This window comes from Streptomyces sp. NBC_01390 (assembly GCF_045040105.1).
In the GTDB taxonomy this organism is placed as follows: Bacteria; Actinomycetota; Actinomycetes; order Streptomycetales; family Streptomycetaceae; genus Streptomyces.
Map to the genome: position 1 here is coordinate 9,936,863 of NZ_CP109551.1, position 18,438 is coordinate 9,955,300.

Below are 18,438 nucleotides of genomic sequence, written 5' to 3' on the forward strand. Positions count from 1 at the left end.
AGTGCGGGAAGGGGCCGCCCGGCGCGGTACGCGGGGCTCAGGTCCGGTCGGACCGGGCGGGGGCTATTCGAGTAGCTCCGCGTACGAACCCATGGCGAGGGCTATGTCCGCCTGGGCCCAGAACCGGTGATAGGTGAACGAGGGCGCGGCGCCACCGGCCAGGTACGCCTCGATCTTCGACCAGTTGGGGTCGCTCTTGTAGAAGGAACGGAGCGAGGCGAACGTCGACGACGAGTTGACCGTGTCGCCGTTCGGCATCTTCCCGGTCCAGCCCGACGGCACGTAGACGGCGTCGTCGAAGCGGTTGTAGTCCGTGCGGGTCTCCGGGACGGCGATGCCCAGGCTGTCCTGGTAGTTGGACCACATGCCGTCGAGGAGCGCCTTCGCCGTCGTCGCCGCCTCGGTGTCACCGGAGCGGTCGGCGTAGTACGTCAGCGTCTTGGCGTACGCCGCCGCTACCCCCACGTCGTTGGTGTAGTCGGCGACGGTGACGTGAAGTCCCGCGTTGGCGCCCGGAGTTGTGGCGTTCCAGGTGTCGGGGGCGCCCGACCACTGGAGCGTCGACGGGATCTGGTACGTACCGTTCGGGTTGATGGTCGTCTTGGACAGCGCCCAGTCGACCCACTTGTCCAGGATGCCCTTCGCCGCCGCGTTGCCCGTCTGCTGGTAGTACTCGGCGACCCGTTCCATGGACCACGCCTGGAAGCCGAACCACTGGTTGGACGGCGGGTCGTGGTAGACCGGCTGCTGGTCGTAGTACATGCCGTAGAAGGTCGGCGTACCGGCCGGCGGAGTCGCGTAGCGGCCTGCCCAGCTGTTGGTCGCGCCGCCCGCGATGGCACCCTCGTTGGACTGGAGCCAGCGGTAGAACTCGAGCTGCCGGCCCAGCGACTTCGACCAGTCCGCCTGCCCTGTCGCCGACTTGGGCTTCAGATCGGCGGACGAGCTGAGCGCGTAGGCGGCCAGCGGGTTCTGGTAGCCGCCGTGCGTGTGGCTGGAGCCGATGCGCCAGGCCCAGCCGGCCGAGGTGTCGGTGGCGCCGCCCCACGCGTAGTACCAGGACATCAGATAGTGCGAGGCGTCCTTGCCGGTACCGGCCGGGCAGGTCGTCGGGCCGACACAGTTGCCGATCTTCTTGAAGTACTTGTCGTACATGGAGTAGCGCAGATAGTCGCCCATCTTCGCCGCCTTGCCGACGGTCGTGGAGACGTCGGCACTCTTGCCCTGCTCCTTCGCCCAGACGTCCGCCCAGTACGCGGCCTGCACGGCGCGCGCGTCGGCGTCCGGGGCGTTGGTGAACTTCCACTGCTTCGCGTACGACGCGTCGCCGGTGAACAGGTCCAAGTACCCGTTCGTACCGCCGTACTTGAACGCGTCGCAGGTCGGCTGCGGAACGGTCTCCCACACCGATTCCTGCGGTCCGCGCTGGAAGGTGTTGATGTAGGAGGGGCCGGTGTCCGTCGGGCCCGCCTCGCACTTGCCGGGCGAGTTGCCGTAGCCGTACACGTTGTCGACGTCCTGGAGCCAGTGCATACCGTAGACGTCATCCGTTCCGTACGCGCTCTTCAGCTCGGCCGCGATCGGGTCCGTCCCGACCGACACGCCGGTGTCCAGCTTGGCCGGGTACTGGCTCGGCAGGTCCCACTCGGGGGCGTACGTCGCCGGCTTCGAGGCGTTGTAGAAGGAGCCGGTCGGCTGGTCGGCGTGGGTGGGGATCATGTACTGCTCCATGATCGACCAGGCGCCGTTGAACTTGCTCCAGTCGCCCGTCACCTTGCCGTACATGGCCTGCAACCACAGCAGGTAGCTGTAGGCCTCCGACGTGCTCTCGTGGCCCTGGTCCGGCGCCTCGACGATCAGCGTCTCGACCGAGTGGTAGGGGATGCCCTCGGGGGAGAAGTAGCCGCTCGCCGGGTTGGTGATCTTGCCGTAGAGGTCCAGGAACCGGGCGTCGTACACCTTCGAGGCCGCCAGCTCGGTGACGGTGACCGTCGCCTTGGCGTGGCCGGTGGCCGTCGAGTCGAACGCCGCCGATCCGGTGCCCGTCGCGTTGGCGGTGATCGTCACCTTCTGCGCCGTGTTCCAGTTCGCCGGCGTGAAGGTGAGCGAGGCGCCGCCCGTCACCGACAGTCCCGTGTTGCCGCTCGCGCGAGCGGTCGACACGGTCACGTTGGCGCTCGGCTGCGTCGACAACTTGACGTCGTACGTCCCCGACTTGCCCTGCTGGACGCCGAGTTGGGTAGGTACGGCGACCACGGCGGGACCGGAGGCGACCGTGATGCCGACCGGCGTGGACGGCGCCGAGGCGCCCAGGCTGTCGTACGCCTTCGCCAGCAGCGAATGACTTCCGACGGCCAGCGAGGTCGCCGAGTACGTGTACGGCGCGGTCGTGTCCGTGCCGAGCAGCGTGGTGTCGTCGTAGAACTCGACCTTGGTGACCGTCGCGCTGTCCGCGGCGGCAGCCGTGGCCGCCATCGGCACCGCGGTGCCCTGCGAGTAGACCGCGCCCGCCGCCGGGCTGGTCAGCACAGTGACCGGCGGCTGGTGGGCCCCGGCGCAGGTCGTGCCGTTGATGGCGAACGACGTCGGCGCCGCGTTGGCGCCGCTGTAGGTGAACTGTCCGCCGGTGCTGACCGCCGCACCGGCGGCGATCGTCGCGTTGTACGTCGCGCTCTGCACGGTGACCGTCTGGCCGGACTGGGACCAGGTGCCGTTCCAGCCGTTGCTGAGCTTCTGGTTGCCCGCGTAGGCGTACGTCAGTGTCCAGCCGTTGATGACGTCCGTACCGCGGTTGGTGATCGTCAGATCCGCGGTGAAACCGGAGCCCCAGTCATTCGTCTTGTAGTCGACGCTGCACTGAACCGCCGCTGCCTCAGCGGGAGTCGTGCCGGTCGCGAGCATGGTCAGAGGGAGGGTGAGGGCTGCCACGGCAGCGGTCCAGAACCGCCGCGTGACACGGCGTCTGCGATGGGGGTGCATGGTGCTGGTTCCTCCTAGCGGGCTCGGAGGTGCTCGTGGAGATGTGGGGAGGAGCAACAAGCCTTGAACCAGTGGGAGCGCTCCCATAGTGGGGACAGGTGTGTCAAGGGTCAAGGTGTTTGAAGACTCGAATTGATTCGACGGCGACATCTGATGGAAACACGCAACCACCCCTGTCCTTTGCCGTCACTTGGCGCTAGCTTCGTTGACACCAGTGGGAGCGATTCCGTCAGTCGACGCGTCCGCAACGACGCGCCCGATCTGCAAGGAGTCGCTCATGCGACACCCTCCGCGTTCAGGTCTTTTACTTGTGCTCAGCGCTGCCGTCGCCCTTGTGGGCACCGCGGTGGCGCCGGTCCTCACAGCTTCGGGAGCCACCCCCGCGTGCACGGTGGAGTACTCGGTCACCAGTACCTGGGACGCCGGCTTCCAGAGCTCCGTCAGGATCACCAACAACCAGGCGGCGCTCAGTAGTTGGAGTCTGACCTTCGACTTCGGCGCAGGTCAGAAGCTCACCCAGGGCTGGAACGCCAAGTGGTCCCAGGCCGGCACCACCGTCACCGCGGCCAACGAGAGCTACAACGGCTCGCTGGGCACGGGCGCGAGCGTCAGCGCGGGGTTCATCGCCTCGCGGTCCGGCAGCAATCCCGTGCCGGCGTCGTTCAAGCTCAACGGGACGACATGCAACGCGGATTCGGAGCCGTCCCCGACGCCGTCCCCGACTGCGTCGTCCACCGTTCCACCGGCCCCCGAGGCCGGAGCACCCGCCCTGCACGTGTCCGGCAACAAGCTCGTCGACTCCGGCGGCGCCACCCGGCGGCTGCTCGGCGTCAACCGCTCCGGCGGCGAGTTCGCGTGCGTCCAGGGCAACGGCATCTGGGACGGACCGGCCGACAACGCCTCGGTCAAGGCGATCGCCGACTGGAAAGTGAATACCGTACGCATCCCGCTGAACGAGGAGTGCTGGCTCGGTCTGTCCAACATCAAGCCCGAGTACGCGGGCGCCAACTACATCGCCGCCGTCAAGGACCTGGTGGCGAAGGTGAAGGCGAACGGTATGACGCCGGTCGTCGAGCTGCACTGGACCTGGGGTCAGTACACGGGCAACTCGGCCGGCTGCTCCGACGTACACGCGAGCTGCCAGAAGCCGATGCCCGACATGCAGTACTCGCCCGCCTTCTGGTCCTCGGTCGCGAACACCTTCAAGGGTGACCAGACCGTCGTGTTCGACCTGTTCAACGAGCCCTACCCGGACCGCGCCACCTCCACGGCGGCCCAGGCCTGGACCTGTTGGCGGGACGGCGGCACCTGCTCCGGCATCGGGTACGAGGTAGCCGGTATGCAGGATCTGATCGACGCGGTCCGGTCCACCGGCGCCAAGAACGTGATCCTGGCCGGCGGGCTCGCGTACTCGAACGACCTCAGCCAGTGGCTCACGTACAAGCCCACCGACCCGGCGGGCAATCTCGCCGCCGCCTGGCACATCTACAACTTCAACTCGTGTTCCAGCGAAAGTTGTTGGAACTCGACGCTCGCTCCGGTCGCCGCCCAGGTCCCACTGGTGGCGGGTGAGATCGGCGAGAACACCTGCGCGCACTCCTTCGTCGACCGGGTCATGAAGTGGTTCGACGACCGCTCCCTGTCGTACCTCGGCTGGACCTGGAACACCTGGAACTGCGCGACCGGACCGTCCCTGATCTCCGGTTACGACGGCACACCCACGGCCTTCGGAATCGGTCTGCGCGACCATCTGCGCGCCATCGGTTAGTGCACCAACTCCCCACCCCGGCAAGGCGCTTCGCACCCCCTTCGCACCCCACAGGAAAACGAGAGGACAACCGCACTCATGAGCCGTACCAGAACAGCGATCCTCGCCTCCATGGCGCTGGTCGCCGGTGCCACCGGTGCCGCGGCGGCCGCCGCGCAGGCCGATGCCGCCATCGCCGCGATCCCCTGCACCGTCGCCTACACGGTGCAGAACCAGTGGTCCACCGGCTTCACCGCCGCCGTGACGGTCACCAACAACAGCGCGGCCAAGACGAGTTGGGCCGTGAAGTGGGCGTACGCCGGTAACCAGCAGGTCACCAGCGGCTGGAACGCGAAGATCACCCAGAGCGGGACCGCCGTGACCGCCGCCAACGAGTCCTACAACGGCACGCTCGCCACCGGTGGTTCGGCGAGCTTCGGCTTCCAGGGCAGCTACAGCGGAACGAACGCGATTCCCACCACCTTCACCCTCGACGGGGTCACCTGCAACGTCGACGGCGGGGGCGGCCCCACGGACCCGCCCGGCCCCACGGACCCGGGCCCCGGCACCGGCACGAGGGTCGACAACCCGTACGCCGGCGCCAAGGTGTACGTGAACCCGGAGTGGGCGGCGAACGCCGCCGCCGAACCGGGCGGCAGCCGGGTCGCCAACCAGCCCACCGGCGTCTGGCTGGACCGGATCTCCGCGATCGGCGGAGCAGGCGGCAAGATGGGCCTGCGCGCTCACCTCGACGCGGCCCTCCAGCAGAAGGGCACGGGCGAAATGGTCGTCCAGCTGGTCATCTACGACCTGCCCGGACGGGACTGCGCCGCCCTCGCCTCCAACGGGGAACTCGGCCCGACGGAGATCGACAAGTACAAGACCCAGTTCATCGACCCGATCGCGGCGATCCTCGCGGACGCCAAGTACGCGGGCCTGCGCATCGTCACGGCAGTGGAGATCGACTCGCTGCCCAACCTCATCACCAACACCGGCAGCAAGGCCACGGCCACGCCCCAGTGCAATGTGATGAAGGCGAACGGCAACTACATCAAGGGTGTCGGCTACGCGCTCAACAAGCTCGGTGACGTGCCGAACGTCTACAACTACATCGATGTCGCCCACCACGGCTGGCTCGGCTGGGACGACAACTTCGGCCCCGCGGCAGACCTGTTCAAGCAGGCGGCCACCGCCGAGGGTGCGACCGTCAACGACGTGCACGGGTTCATCTCCAACACGGCGAACTTCAGCGCCCTGAAGGAGACCAACTTCACCATCAACGACACCGTGGCCGGCAAGTCCGTCCGCGAGTCGAAGTGGGTGGACTGGAACCGGTACACCGATGAGCTCTCCTTCGCGCAGGCCTTCCGCAACCAGCTGGTCACGGTCGGCTTCCCGTCGGGCATCGGCATGCTGATCGACACGTCCAGGAACGGCTGGGGCGGCACCGCACGGCCCACCGGACCCGGCCCGCAGACCAGCGTCGACACCTACGTCGACGGCGGACGCATCGACCGGCGCATCCATGTCGGCAACTGGTGCAACCAGGCCGGCGCGGGTCTGGGCGAACGCCCGAAGGCCGCTCCGGCGACCGGGATCGACGCGTACGTGTGGATGAAGCCTCCGGGCGAGTCCGACGGCGCCAGCTCGGCGATCCCGAACGACGAGGGCAAGGGCTTCGACCGGATGTGCGACCCGACGTACACGGGTAACCCCCTGAACAACAACAACATGTCGGGGGCGCTGGGGAACTCGCCGCTCGCCGGGAAGTGGTTCTCGGCCCAGTTCCAGGAGCTGATGAGGAACGCCTACCCGGCGCTCTAGGCTCCGCCGGTTCAGCGGATTCGCGGTTCGTTTTTGGCCGCGGGTCCGGTGGGGGCTGGTCGCGCAGTTCCCCGCGCCCCTAAAAGAAGGGGGGCGCGGGTGCGTGACCGGCCTCAGCGGGTCCGCTCAGGCGGTTTTTCCCAGGCCCCGGCGGATCGCCAGTTCCACCGGGGAGTACGTCTCGTCCGTACGGTCCAGTTCGTAGGGTGCCGCCGGATGCAGTGGTGGTTGGGCCATGAAGCGGGGGCGGGTGCCGTGGTGGGGTTGCGCCGCGTGGACCAGGAAGGGGTGGCAGAGGTACGCGTCGCCGGGGCTCCCGGTGGCGTACGCCAGCGGCCGGTGTGCCGAGGCCGCCACCAGCTCCGGGGCGATCTCCAGCCCCGAGACGCCCTCCTCTCCGTACGGCTCCAGCAGCGGTGGTACGTCCAGATGGGAGCCCACCCGGATGCGGGTCGGGGCGTCCGCCTCGCAAACCTCGGTGAACAGGAACAGCATCAGCAGGGACCGGTCCCGGGACCGGAGGTTCGTGTACGGCCAGGTCGCGCCCTCGGGGAAGTAGCTCCCCTCGATGTGCCAGCCCGCGTCCTCGGGTTCCTCCTCGTGCGGGAACCGCAGCGGAAAGCTGCCCAGCGAATAGCGTGACGCCCAGCGGCCCTCGCCCACCAGCGCGTCGAACGCCTCATGCAGCACAGGGGTGTTGACCGCGGCGGCGAACGGGCCCTGAGCCATGTCCGACACCCAGTGCACGGGCTTCGTCCAGGTGTCAGGGTCGTCCGGATCGCATCCCGTCTCCCGCCACAGCATCCGTGCGCAGTGCTCGGCGACCCGAGGCGGGAAAGCGCCCTCGATCCTCACGAACCCGTCTTCGAGGAAGCGCTTCACAAGCTCATCGTCCATTCGGACATCGTGGGGGAGCGGGGCTGTCCCACGCATCCGGCTTTTGCCGAGCGCGGTCGAGAAGGGATTTCTGTTTGCCGTAGTGGCAACAGAACTGGCCTGCTCGGCGCGGGCGGAGCAGGCTGGTGCCAACGACAACGGGAGGCCCGCACACCATGGCCCATCAGCACCGGCACGATCATGACCACGACCAGGCGCCCACCCCCGCCCCCCACCATTCCCACAACCACGACGACATCGACTTCGCCAAGATGATTCCGCACCTGGAGGGGCAGGCCGAACTGTTCGCGCCCCTCTACGCCGACGCCCTGGCCTGGCTGGCCGGGCAGCAGCCCGAACCGGGGCTGATCGTCGACGCGGGCAGCGGCCCCGGCATCATCTCGGGCTTCTTCGCGACGGCGTTCCCCGAGGCGCGTATCGTCGCGGCCGACAGTTCGGCGCCGCTCCTGGAACGGGCCCGCGAGAACGCCGAGCGACTCGGCACCGCAGACCGCTTCAGCACTGTGCTGGCCGAACTCCCTGATAGACTGGGTGAGTTGGACTATCCCGCCGACCTGGTGTGGTCGAGCAGGGCCGTGCACCATGTCGGTGACCAGCGTGCCGCGCTCACCGCGCTGGCCGCCGCACTCGCGCCGGGTGGCACGCTCGCCGTGATGGAGGGGGGCCTCCCGGAGCGCAACCTGCCGCGTGACCTCGGTTTCGGGCGCCCCGGCCTGGAGGCGCGGCTCGACGTGATCGAGCAGTCCTGGTTCGGCGAGATGCGGACCTCCCTGCCCGGCCATGTGCGCGAGACGGAGGACTGGCCGGCCCTGCTCACCGCCGCCGGCCTGCGCCCCTCCGGCACCCGCTCCTTCCTCCTCGATCTGCCCGCACCGCTCACGGAGGAGGCCCGCGCCTATGTGATCGGTGTCTTCGACCGACGCCGCACGATGTTCGCGGAGGAGCTCGACGCCGAGGACCGCGCCACCCTCGACCGCCTCCTCGACCCCGACGACAAGGCAGGCCTGCACCACCGCCCCGACATCTTCGTCCTGGCCACGCACACGGTGTACGCGGGCAGCAAACCGCAGACTTGACGCCCTCTCCTGCCCGAGGGCGGGAGATTCTGGTCCGTACTGCTACGCAGTACCACCGCGGGTTCCTGTTTCACGGGCCTCTGCCGACCGGTGAGGGTTGGTCTTACGTGGCCTCCGCAGGCCTGACTTCCCGCCCGTCCGGCGGTAGGTCGGACAACTTCGTTGTCCGACAAGGCGATTCCAGCCATGCCGCTGCGGCCCGCCGGGCCGCTATGGGCAGGAGGCCCTTCACCTCCACCCTGAAGGGTGGAGCGCTGGGCAAGTGTTCGGTAGTCAGACGCGGCCGGGCCCGCCTCCGGCTTGACTTCGAGGGCGCTTCAAGTGATGGACTCCCCGGTGTTCACCGACGCGCAGGGCACACGCGTGGCACGGACAGGGCATACGCGTGGCACACACAGGGGGTAGACACCATGACCGACTCACCCGTCGCACTCATCACCGGTGGCGGCAGCGGAATCGGCGCGGCCGTCGCGCGGCAGCTGCTCGCCGCCGGCCACCGGGTCACCGTCACCGGCCGGGGCGAGGAACGGCTGACCGGCTTCGCGGAGGAACTAGGGCGCCCGCAGGGCCTGTTGACGATTCCCGGGAACGCGGCCGAGTACGACGACGTGCGCGCCGCCGTCGAGACGACGCTGAAGGAGTTCGGGCGGCTGGACACGGTCGTCGCCAACGCCGGGTTCGCCACCCACGACACCGTCGCCGAAGGTGACCCGGCCGGCTGGTCCGAGATGGTGCTGACCAACGTGCTCGGGCCCGCGCTGCTCATCAGGGCCTCGATCGACGCGCTGAAGGAGACCCGGGGCCGGATCGTGCTGGTCGGCAGTGTCGCCGGGTTCGTCCATGGGCCGGGCAACATCTACGGGGCGACCAAGTGGGCGGTGACCGGCCTCGCCGAGAACACCCGCCGTCAGGTCACGGAGTTCGGCGTCGGGGTGACACTGGTGGCCCCCGGGCGCGTCGAGACCCCCTTCTGGGACAGCTACGGCAGCCTGCCCCCGGGCCATCTGCTGACGGCCGACCAGCTGGCCGACTCGATCGTCTGGGCGATCCGCCAGCCGGAGGGAGTCGACGTCAACACCGTCGTCGTACGTCCTATCGGTCAGCCCAACTGACGGAGTCGCAGGCCGAGTTGTTTGGTTCGGGGCCCCGGTGCCGCGTCCCAGTACGCGGCATCGGGGCCCCGAACTCCCCTTCCCCCCCGGGTCAGTTGTCGCGTCAGTTGTTGCGGATGAACTGCTTGGCCAGCTGGTCACCCAGGGAGACCGCCGCGCTGTGGCTCTCTATGGGTGACACCTGCGAGTTCTTGAACAGGATGTACGTCACGCCGGAGCCAGTGCCGCCGGTCTCGGGGTCGGGGTCGATGCCGAGGGCCTTGGCGGTGGCGTACGACGCCTCGCCGATGATCTTCGTGGGGCCGGTGTCGCCGACGACCGCGTACTCGACCTTGTTGTTGTAGATCACGGCCACCACGCCACCGCCCTTGATGCCGGCGCCGGAGTAGTTCCAGATGCTGCTGGAGCTGGGCACGACGACGTACGGCAGGGAATCGGCCTTGAGGGGCTTGCCGTTGGACTGATGGAACGCCGTGTCGTCCTGGTACCAGGGGTCGGTGTCCTCGCTGCACTTCGACGTGCGCTGTCCGTCGCAGTCGACGTCCATGTCGGCCTTCCAGAACACGGCGCCGTTCTTGCCGCACACGGGGACCGACGCCGAGGTCTCGTCGTCGGTCCGGTACTTGCCGTTGGAGAGCTGGGAGCAGGACGTCACCTTGGCGAGCAGGTCGGCCGCGCTGACCGAGCCCTCCCTGGTGGACGCCGGCCGGGCCGCGCCCGAGGCGTACGAGGGGAGCGCGGCGGTGGCGAGCAGGGCCGCACCGGCGGCCGCGGTGAGGGTCAGTGTTCGAGAGCGCACTGTGGGGGGACCCTTCTGTTAGGAAAGTTTCCTTACCGGGTGGGCTCCAAAATGGACCTGCCACCATGCCCGCGTCAACCCCGTCGACCGGGGTTCGCTACGGGGGTTCGCTGCGGCCCGATTCTCTTCGTCCCGCCGGGAGTTGGACGCGGCGGAGGCCGGGCGGGAGCCGGGAGGGTGCGGGCGCCCGGGCGGTTCCGGGGGAGTGCGGGTGGTGGGGGCGGTGCGTGTGGGTGCCGTGCGCCGGGAGTGAGGCGCCGGGCACCGCCGACCGGGGTGGCGTCCCGGATGCCTCGGGATGTCCCGGCCGTGCCGAAATTCTGCTCACGGCTTCACGGCTTCACGGCTTCACGGTTCAGGGCGTCATGAGTTCACGCCTGCATGACGGCCGGGTACGCGCCCCGGGGCAAGCGAAACGCCCCGGAACGGCGACCGGAGTCGGCGCGGACCGGGGCGTTGCCGTGACTGTCCGGCTGTACTGTCCGGGTGTCGTCAGCCCGACTCGAACGTGGCCGGGTCCGGACCCAGCCGGCGGCCCTCGTTCAGCGCGCTGATCGCCGCGAGGTCCTCCGTGTCCAGGCTGAAGTCGAAGACCTCGATGTTCTCCTTGATCCGGGACGGCGTCACGGACTTGGGGATCACCACGTTGCCCAGCTGCAGATGCCAGCGCAGGACGACCTGGGCCGGCGTACGGTCGTGCTTCTGGGCGATGGCCACGATCGCCGGGACCTCCAGCAGACCCTTGCCGGAGCCGAGCGGGGACCAGGCCTCCGTGGCGATGCCGTGCTCCGCGTGGTACTCGCGGGACTCGTGCTGCTGGAGATGCGGGTGCAACTCGATCTGGTTGACCGCGGGGACGACCGACGTCTCCGGGAGGAGCCGGTCGAGGTGTTCGGGAAGGAAGTTGGAGACCCCGACAGCCCGGGCGCGGCCGTCCGCGTAGAGCTTCTCGAACGCCTTGTACGTGTCGACGAACCTGCCCTTGGCCGGCTGCGGCCAGTGGATCAGATACAGGTCCACGTACTCCAGGCCGAGCTTCTCCAGGGAGGTGTCGAAGGCGCGGAGGGTCGAGTCGTACCCCTGGTCGCTGTTCCAGAGCTTGGTGGTGACGAAGAGGTCTTCGCGGGGAACGCCGGACGCGGCGATGGCCTTGCCGGTGCCCTCTTCGTTGCCGTAGATCGCCGCTGTGTCGATGCTGCGGTACCCGGCCTCCAGGGCGGTGGTGACCGCCCGCTCCGCCTCGTCGTCCGGCACCTGCCAGACGCCGAAGCCCAGCTGGGGCATCTCGACGCCGTTGTTCAGAGTGATCGGGGGGACCTTGCTGCTCACGAGCTCTCGATCCTTCAGTCGTCGGGTGGGGACTCCCATCGTACGATCACGAGCCACGCCGCATCCTGTGCCGCATCCCGGGCCGCCTGTGTCGCCGGGGAACCGGTGCGAACTGACCGGTGAGTCAGTCCCGGAAGCAAGATTGGCCAAAAATGCATCCGAGGTCATCGGTCCGGACCATTGACCGCAGCCCGTCATGCCGCGACGCTGTATGGCGCCGTCGAACGAGCTGCTGAATTCTGTTCGGCTATGTGAATAACCTGTTGGCCTGGGCTTTCCCTCCCCCATCCGTCCGGAAAGCAGGCACACGTCCTTGGACGAGTCTGCGATACCTCCCGCCCCGACGAGAGGGCTCCATTTGCAAGACATCCGATGAAAGGTCCGACAAAGCCAACAAAACCCCTGAATCCCATCGAAGGGGATGAACATGAGACACCGGCGTCTGTCGACGGCCCTCACGGCCGTCGCGCTCACCGCCGTCACCTTGTCCGCGCTCCCCGCGGCCGCTCCGCAACCGGCCGTGGCCGCGAGCGGTCGGCCCACCCCCAGCCCGGCCGCGGCCCCCGACCGGTCCCTGGCCGTCGTCGACTCCACCATGGCCCGCTACACGCCGAGCACCATCGGCGGCTGGTCCTACCCGGTCGGCCTCTACCTCTACGGCCAGTACCTCGTCTACCGGCGCACCCACGACACCCGCCAACTCGCCTACATCCAGGACTACGTCGACCGCTTCGTGAAGAGCGACGGCTCCATCGACCAGGCCTTCAACAGCCTCGACAGCATGCAGGCCGGCCGGCTCCTGGTGATCCTGCACCACGAGACCGGCCAGGACCGCTACCGCGTGGCGGCCAGGAAGATCCGCGACCGTCTGAACACCTTCCCGCGCACGGGCGACGGCGCTTTCTGGCACGCGGACACCGCGAGTCGCGCTCATCAACTCTGGGCGGACGGCGTCTACATGGTGAATCCGTTCCTCGTCGAGTACGGCAAGGAGTTCGGCGACAGTGCGTACGCGAACGACGAGGCCGCGAAGCAACTCGCCGTCTACGGCGGTCATCTGCAGGTCGCGAACGGGCTGCTCAGACATGCTTACGACGAGTCGAAGAGCGTGGGTTGGGCCGATCCGGGGACCGGGCTCGCTCCCGAGCACTGGTGCCGTGCGGTCGGCTGGTACTCCATGGCCATCGTCAACGTCCTCGACGCGATCCCGGCGAACCATCCGCGCCGCCCACAACTCCTGGCCATCGTGCGCAAGTTGGCGGCCGGTCTGGAGCGGTTCCAGGACCCGGCGACCGGGCGCTGGTTCCAGGTGATCGACAAGGGCGGCCAGAGTGACAACTGGACCGAGACGTCCTGCTCCAGCATGTTTACCTACGCCCTCTCGCGCGGTGCCCAACGCGGCTATCTGGCCCCGCACTTCAAGGCTGTCGCCGAGCGTGGTCACCAGGGCGTCCTCGCGAAGCTCTCGACCGGCGCGGACGGCCGGACCGAGCTCGCCGACATCTCCGTCGGCACCAACGTCGGCGACTACGCGTACTACGTCGCCCGCACCCGGGCCGTCAACGACTTCCACGGTCTGGGCGCCTTCCTGATCATGAACGAACAACTGCGAGGAGATTAGTGTCATGAGCACATCCAGAAGGACGCTGCTGGGTGCCGCCCTCGGCGGGGCCGCCGGAGCGGCCGTCGGTCTGTCGGCCGCCACCACTGCCCACGCCGCCTCCTGGCAGCAGAAGTGGGCCCCGTCGGCGAGCGCCGACGGCCTCGGCGCCTTCGAGACCATCGAGGACGACCGCGCCGACTCCCACCCCGCCGCACACCCGCACATCTACGCCACCGGCAACAACTGGCGCTTCAACATGCACACCGTCGACCGCGACACCTCGACCGACCGCCAGCGCCAGGAGGTCACCGGCCTGCGCAACGGAAGCGGCAGCGACTACCTCAAGTGGACCGAGGGGCAGACCTGGCGGGTCACCTACTCGATGTACATCCCGAGCTCACTGAAGGCGACCACCACCTTCACCCACATCATGCAGATGAAGCAGCCGGGCAGCGGCACCTCGCCGCTCATCGTGCAGTCGCTGCGCCGGGTGAACGGCGTGCAGACCATCGAACTCAAGCAGGCCATCGACAACGTCCTGATCGGTCGCGTGAACCTGGACCCGCTGCACGACAAATGGACCGACGTCGACTTCCAGATCAAGGTCGGCAACGGCACGGCGGGCACGGTCCGCTGGATCCTCAAGTCCGGCGGTGCGACCGTGATCGACGCCTCGAAAACCGGTCTGGACACCTTCCTGGCCGACCGCGTGCGCCCGAAGTGGGGCATCTACCGCTCCCTCGGCGACACCTCCGGATCCCTGCAGGACACCTACATGCTGCTCACCAACCTCCGTGGCTACCAGCTCGGTTGAGGAGCCGCCTCCATGAAACCCCCCACCGTTTCCCCGCGCGGGGCAGGGGCGATCGTCCTGTTCGTCCTCGCCGCCGTCCTCGGACTCACCCAGCCCGGCGCCCTCGCCGCCCCGCTCCCCGTCCCGCAACCCGCTCCGTACTCCGCCTCGCGCGCGGCAGCCGTGAACGCAGTCAAGGCAGTCAAGGCCGTCGACGCGGCGAGTCCGGCGGTGCGACCGTTCGACCTGGACAACCCCCGCCAGGACTTCCTCCGGGCCTCCACCGGCGGCCTCTTCCTGCACTGGGGCCTGCGCACCGCACCCGCCCACACCAGCTGCTCCGCCTGGGAGAACGACGTCACCAACGGCGGCTGGACGCCCGGCTACTGGGTGAAAGAGGCGCAGAAACTGCACACGCAGTACCTCGTCCTCGCCACCTTCCACAGCCGCCTGGGCTATGCCCGCCCCTGGCCGTCGAAGATCCCGGGCTCCTGCTCCACCGAGCGGGACTTCGTCGGCGAGCTGATCACCGCCGCGAAGGCCAAGGGGCTGAAGGTCATCCTCTACATGACCGACGACCCCCAGTGGCACGCCGAGGGCGGCCACGAGTGGCTCGACTCGGCGGCGTACTCGGCCTACAAGGGCTCGAACGTCGACCTGACCACCCGTGACGGTTTCGGGCAGTTCGGCTACGACAACTTCTTCGAGGTCATGGACCGCTATCCCGACCTCGGGGGCTTCTGGATCGACAACGACAACGCGTACTGGGAGAGCCACAACCTCTACGCGCAGATCCAGCAGAAGCGGCCCGGTTACACGCTCAGCAACAACAACGAGGACACGCCGATCATGGACATGATCAGCAATGAGCAGAAGACGGGAATGTCGCCCGCATACGACTACCCGCAGGCTGTATACACCGCACAACCCCGCCTGACCGAGGCCGACTTCAAGCTCCCCTCGTCCGGCGCCTGGTGGTACGACGGCTCCGACCCCGCCGTCGACCGCATGCTCACCCTCGGCCGGCTCGTCACCAACGCCGGCTCCTCAGTGAAGGCCCTCATGGCGGAGACCGCCCGGGTCAATGGCACCTTCCCAGCCAACCAGGCCTCCTTCAACACCTTCGCGGACTCCTACCTCGACCCCATCTGGGAGTCCCTGCACGGCACCGAGGGCGGCGGCTACCTGCATGGCGGCCTGAAACCCGGCTTCTGGAACGACGGGGCGCACGGTGTCACCACGGTCGCCAAGGCCGACCCGAACCGCCAGTACGTGCACGTCCTGACCCCGCCCAGCACCAGCGTGCTGCGCGTCCGGGACAACGGCTACCGCGTCTCCGCCGTCACCGACCTCCGTACCGGAGCGGCGGTCTCCTGGTCGCAGTCGGGTGGCGTACTCACACTGAGCGGCCTCGGCGACTGGGACCCGTACGACACCGTCTTCAAGGTCACCACGGCCGGACGGCAGGGCATCCTCTCCGGCGTCAAGGTGAGCGCGAGCGCGTCGGCGAGCGGCCACGCGGGCGCCGCCGCCGGTGACGGCGACCACCTCACCTACTGGGACAGCGACAGGACCCTGCCCGTCAACCTCACCTTCGACCTCGGCTCGGCGAAGCAGGTGCGGTACGTCGGGCTCAACCAGCGCGAGGACTCCGTCGTCTACGCCCGCTCGGACACCGAGCAGTCGGCGCGGATCAAGGACTACAAGGTGTTCGTCAGCAACGACGGCTCGACCTGGGGCAACGCGGTGAAGACCGGTCAACTGGCGAGCAGACGCGGGATGCAGGGGATCGACCTCACGGCCGTCAGCGCCCGCTACGTACGCCTCGAAGTCGACACCACCTGGGCGGCCGCCACCGACACCACCCGCTACAAGCGCCTGCGCATCGACGAGGCGTGGATCGGCACCTCATACGCGACTCCGGTGAACGGGGGACAGTCATGGAACGAGGGACAGTCATGACGGGTATCACCCGCGTCAGATCGCTGGTCGTGGCGGTGATCGGGCTGCTGATCGCCTCGGCGATCCCAATGCTGGCCGCCGCCCGCCCGGCGGCCGCCTCCGACAACGGCCAGTCGGTCCGGCCCGCCATGGGCTGGAGCAGCTGGAGCCTCGTACGCCGCACACCGACCGAGGCGAAGCTGAAGGCACAGGCCGACGCGCTGGTGTCGAGCGGTCTGAAGGACCACGGTTATGTGTACGTCAACCTCGACGACTTCTGGCAGAAGTGCGACGACAACGGCTTCGTCGTCGACTCGGCCGGCCGGTGGGCCGTCGACTCGGCGAAGTTCCCCGGCGGCATCAAGGCGCTGGCGGACTACATCCACTCCAAGGGCCTGAAGTTCGGCTTCTACGTCACGCCCGGCATCGCCAAGAACGCCGTCCTGAAGAACACCCCGATCGAGGGCACGTCCTACCACGCCAAGGACATCGCCGACACGTCGAAGACCGAGAAGAACTACAACTGCAAGAACATGTACTACATCGACTACGGGAAGCCGGGCGCACAGGAGTTCGTGAACTCGTGGGCGCGGCAGTTCGCTTCCTGGGGAGTCGACTACCTGAAGATCGACGGCGTGGGCAGCCAGGACATCCCCGACGTCGAGGCCTGGGACAAGGCTCTGCGTGCCACCGGACGGCCCATCAACTACGCGCTGTCCAACAACCTTCCGATCGCGGACGCCTCCACCTGGCGCCGGCTCGCCAACAGCTGGCGCACGCAGGGCGACGTGGAGTGCTACTGCGGACCCGGCGCCAACGGCAGCGGTTATCCACTGACCGACTGGTCCCATGTCTCCTCCCGGTTCAACACCGCCGCGTCCTGGCAGCCGCACGCCGGACCGGGCGGCTGGAACGACCTGGACTCCCTGGAGATCGGCAACGGTGACGAGGTGGGGCTGACCGCCGACCAGCGGCGCTCGCACTTCACCCTGTGGGCGATGGCGGCGTCCCCGCTGCTGCTCGGCACCGACCTCACCGCACTCGACTCCGTCGACAAGGCGATGCTGGCCAATGACCGGCTGATCGGCGTCGACCAGGACGGGGTGGCCGCGAAACGGGTTGTGAACAGTGGTGTCAGGCAGGTCTTCAGTAAACGGGAGAACAGCGGCGACTACGTGGTGGCCCTGTTCAACACCGGAACGTCCGGCAACAGCACGGTCAGTGTGAACTGGTCCCAGGTGGGCTTCAGCGGTTCCGGCGACGTCACGGACCTCTGGTCGGGCTCGCACAAGGGCGTGATCGCGGACTCGTACAGCGCGACGCTGCGGCCGGGTGAAACACGGCTGATCCGTGTGAAGCCGGTTAACAACGTGAACGTTTCTGCACCGGCGGCGCCAGCGCCAGCAGCGGTGCCAGCGACAGCCCCGGAGCCGGCGGCAGCAGCAGCGCCCGGCATGGCCGTCGCCCCCTACGAGTACCTCGGCTGGGGCAGTCCCCAGAACCCGACGGCCGTGATGTCGGCGACCGGCGTCAAGTGGTTCACGCTCGCGTTCGTCCTCTCCGACGGCACCTGCAACCCGAAGTGGGACGGCACCCGCCCGCTGACCGGCGGCAACGACCAGTCGAAGATCGACGCGATCAGATCCGCGGGCGGTGACGTGGTCGTGTCCGTCGGCGGCTGGAGCGGGAACAAGCTGGGCGAGAAGTGCTCCAGTGCCGCCGCGCTCGCCGGCGCCTACCAGAAGGTGATCAACGCCTACCGGCTCAAGGTGCTCGACATCGACATCGAGAACACCGAGTGGTCCAACGCGACCGTGCGGCAACGCGTGGTGGACGCGCTGAAGACGGCGAAGGCGAACAACCCCGGCCTCAAGACGATCATCACTTTCGGATCGACCACCAGCGGCCCCGACTCCACCGGCGTCGACATGATCAAGCGCGCCGCCAACTCCGGTCTGGCGAACGACGTGTGGTGCGTCATGCCGTTCGACTTCGGCGGCGGCGCGACGAACATGGGCACCCTCACCACCCAGGCTATGGAGGGCCTCAAGGCCCGCGTCAAGGCGGCGTACGGCTATTCCGACGCGACCGCCTACGCCCACATCGGCCTGTCGTCGATGAACGGCAAAACCGACGACTCCGGTGAACGTGTCCGCGTCGCCGACTTCAGAACGATGCTCGCCTACGCCCAGGAGCACCACATCGGCCGCCTCACCTACTGGTCGGTCAACCGCGACCGCCCGTGCGGGTCCGGCACCGACGGCGACGCCTGCAGCGGCGTGACGCAACAACCGTACGAATACCTCAAGGTCTTCACCCAGTACACGGGTTGAGGGGA

General features: G+C 68.2%; 12 protein-coding genes. 8 read left to right on the forward strand and 4 right to left on the reverse strand.

Going from position 1 to position 18,438, the window contains the following annotated elements; all coding sequences use genetic code 11:
- Positions 1 to 63: 63 nt before the first annotated feature.
- A complete protein-coding gene (locus OG241_RS44510; RefSeq protein ID WP_405824056.1) occupies positions 64 to 2,979 on the reverse strand; it encodes a glycoside hydrolase family 48 protein in 2,916 nt (971 codons plus the stop codon).
- 277 nt (positions 2,980 to 3,256) lie between these two features.
- Between OG241_RS44510 and OG241_RS44515 the strand changes: the two genes are divergently transcribed.
- On the forward strand, positions 3,257 to 4,747 hold the full coding sequence (locus OG241_RS44515) for a cellulase family glycosylhydrolase (protein WP_405824058.1): 1,491 nt from the start codon (positions 3,257 to 3,259) through the stop codon (positions 4,745 to 4,747).
- 78 nt (positions 4,748 to 4,825) lie between these two features.
- Complete coding sequence (locus OG241_RS44520; protein ID WP_405824060.1) at positions 4,826 to 6,550, forward strand: glycoside hydrolase family 6 protein; 1,725 nt, start codon at positions 4,826 to 4,828, stop codon at positions 6,548 to 6,550.
- A gap of 126 nt (positions 6,551 to 6,676) precedes the next feature.
- On the opposite strand, the gene OG241_RS44525 is transcribed toward OG241_RS44520, so the two are convergent.
- Positions 6,677 to 7,447, reverse strand: a complete 771-nt coding sequence (locus OG241_RS44525) for a phytanoyl-CoA dioxygenase family protein (RefSeq protein WP_405824062.1) — start codon at positions 7,445 to 7,447, stop codon at positions 6,677 to 6,679.
- 155 nt (positions 7,448 to 7,602) lie between these two features.
- Here OG241_RS44525 and OG241_RS44530 point away from each other — a divergent pair, with 155 nt between their 5' ends.
- Both OG241_RS44530 and OG241_RS44535 read left to right on the forward strand, forming a co-directional pair.
- The gene (locus tag OG241_RS44530) at positions 7,603 to 8,523 is read left to right on the forward strand and encodes a class I SAM-dependent methyltransferase (protein WP_405824064.1); all 921 of its coding nucleotides are present in this window, start codon (positions 7,603 to 7,605) and stop codon (positions 8,521 to 8,523) included.
- 410 nt (positions 8,524 to 8,933) lie between these two features.
- Positions 8,934 to 9,635 carry an SDR family oxidoreductase gene (locus tag OG241_RS44535; RefSeq protein ID WP_405824066.1) on the forward strand — a complete coding sequence of 234 codons (702 nt, stop codon included), beginning with the start codon at positions 8,934 to 8,936 and terminating at the stop codon, positions 9,633 to 9,635.
- Positions 9,636 to 9,738: 103 nt separating this feature from the next.
- On the opposite strand, the gene OG241_RS44540 is transcribed toward OG241_RS44535, so the two are convergent.
- Together OG241_RS44540 and OG241_RS44545 are read right to left on the reverse strand one after the other, a co-directional pair.
- A complete protein-coding gene (locus tag OG241_RS44540; protein ID WP_405824068.1) occupies positions 9,739 to 10,434 on the reverse strand; it encodes a glycoside hydrolase family 75 protein in 696 nt (231 codons plus the stop codon).
- A 492-nt stretch (positions 10,435 to 10,926) separates the two neighbouring features.
- Positions 10,927 to 11,763 carry an aldo/keto reductase gene (locus OG241_RS44545; protein WP_405824069.1) on the reverse strand — a complete coding sequence of 279 codons (837 nt, stop codon included), beginning with the start codon at positions 11,761 to 11,763 and terminating at the stop codon, positions 10,927 to 10,929.
- Between the two features lie 427 nt (positions 11,764 to 12,190).
- Between OG241_RS44545 and OG241_RS44550 the strand changes: the two genes are divergently transcribed.
- The 4 genes from OG241_RS44550 to OG241_RS44565 are packed head-to-tail and all read left to right on the forward strand — an operon-like array spanning position 12,191 to position 18,433.
- On the forward strand, positions 12,191 to 13,384 hold the full coding sequence (locus OG241_RS44550) for a glycoside hydrolase family 105 protein (RefSeq protein WP_405824071.1): 1,194 nt from the start codon (positions 12,191 to 12,193) through the stop codon (positions 13,382 to 13,384).
- Between the two features lie 4 nt (positions 13,385 to 13,388).
- Positions 13,389 to 14,180 (forward strand): Tat pathway signal sequence domain protein, encoded by a 792-nt coding sequence (locus OG241_RS44555; RefSeq protein WP_405824073.1) that lies wholly within the window; start codon positions 13,389 to 13,391, stop codon positions 14,178 to 14,180.
- Positions 14,181 to 14,192: 12 nt separating this feature from the next.
- Positions 14,193 to 16,121: a discoidin domain-containing protein gene (locus OG241_RS44560; protein WP_405824075.1), complete on the forward strand. Its 1,929-nt coding sequence runs from the start codon at positions 14,193 to 14,195 to the stop codon at positions 16,119 to 16,121.
- Positions 16,118 to 18,433: an alpha-galactosidase gene (locus OG241_RS44565; RefSeq protein WP_405824077.1), complete on the forward strand. Its 2,316-nt coding sequence runs from the start codon at positions 16,118 to 16,120 to the stop codon at positions 18,431 to 18,433. The genes OG241_RS44560 and OG241_RS44565 overlap by 4 nt, the downstream gene beginning before the upstream one ends.
- Positions 18,434 to 18,438 lie beyond the last annotated feature (5 nt).

Excerpts from the sequence above, each read along its gene's own strand:
- OG241_RS44510 (WP_405824056.1), bottom strand. The coding sequence starts at position 2,979 with ATGCACCCCCATCGCAGACGCCGTGTCACGCGGCGGTTCTGGACCGCT.
- OG241_RS44515 (WP_405824058.1), top strand. The coding sequence starts at position 3,257 with ATGCGACACCCTCCGCGTTCAGGTCTTTTACTTGTGCTCAGCGCTGCC.
- OG241_RS44520 (WP_405824060.1), top strand. The coding sequence starts at position 4,826 with ATGAGCCGTACCAGAACAGCGATCCTCGCCTCCATGGCGCTGGTCGCC.
- OG241_RS44525 (WP_405824062.1), bottom strand. The coding sequence starts at position 7,447 with ATGGACGATGAGCTTGTGAAGCGCTTCCTCGAAGACGGGTTCGTGAGG.
- OG241_RS44530 (WP_405824064.1), top strand. The coding sequence starts at position 7,603 with ATGGCCCATCAGCACCGGCACGATCATGACCACGACCAGGCGCCCACC.
- OG241_RS44535 (WP_405824066.1), top strand. The coding sequence starts at position 8,934 with ATGACCGACTCACCCGTCGCACTCATCACCGGTGGCGGCAGCGGAATC.
- OG241_RS44550 (WP_405824071.1), top strand. The coding sequence starts at position 12,191 with ATGAGACACCGGCGTCTGTCGACGGCCCTCACGGCCGTCGCGCTCACC.
- OG241_RS44555 (WP_405824073.1), top strand. The coding sequence starts at position 13,389 with ATGAGCACATCCAGAAGGACGCTGCTGGGTGCCGCCCTCGGCGGGGCC.
- OG241_RS44560 (WP_405824075.1), top strand. The coding sequence starts at position 14,193 with ATGAAACCCCCCACCGTTTCCCCGCGCGGGGCAGGGGCGATCGTCCTG.
- OG241_RS44565 (WP_405824077.1), top strand. The coding sequence starts at position 16,118 with ATGACGGGTATCACCCGCGTCAGATCGCTGGTCGTGGCGGTGATCGGG.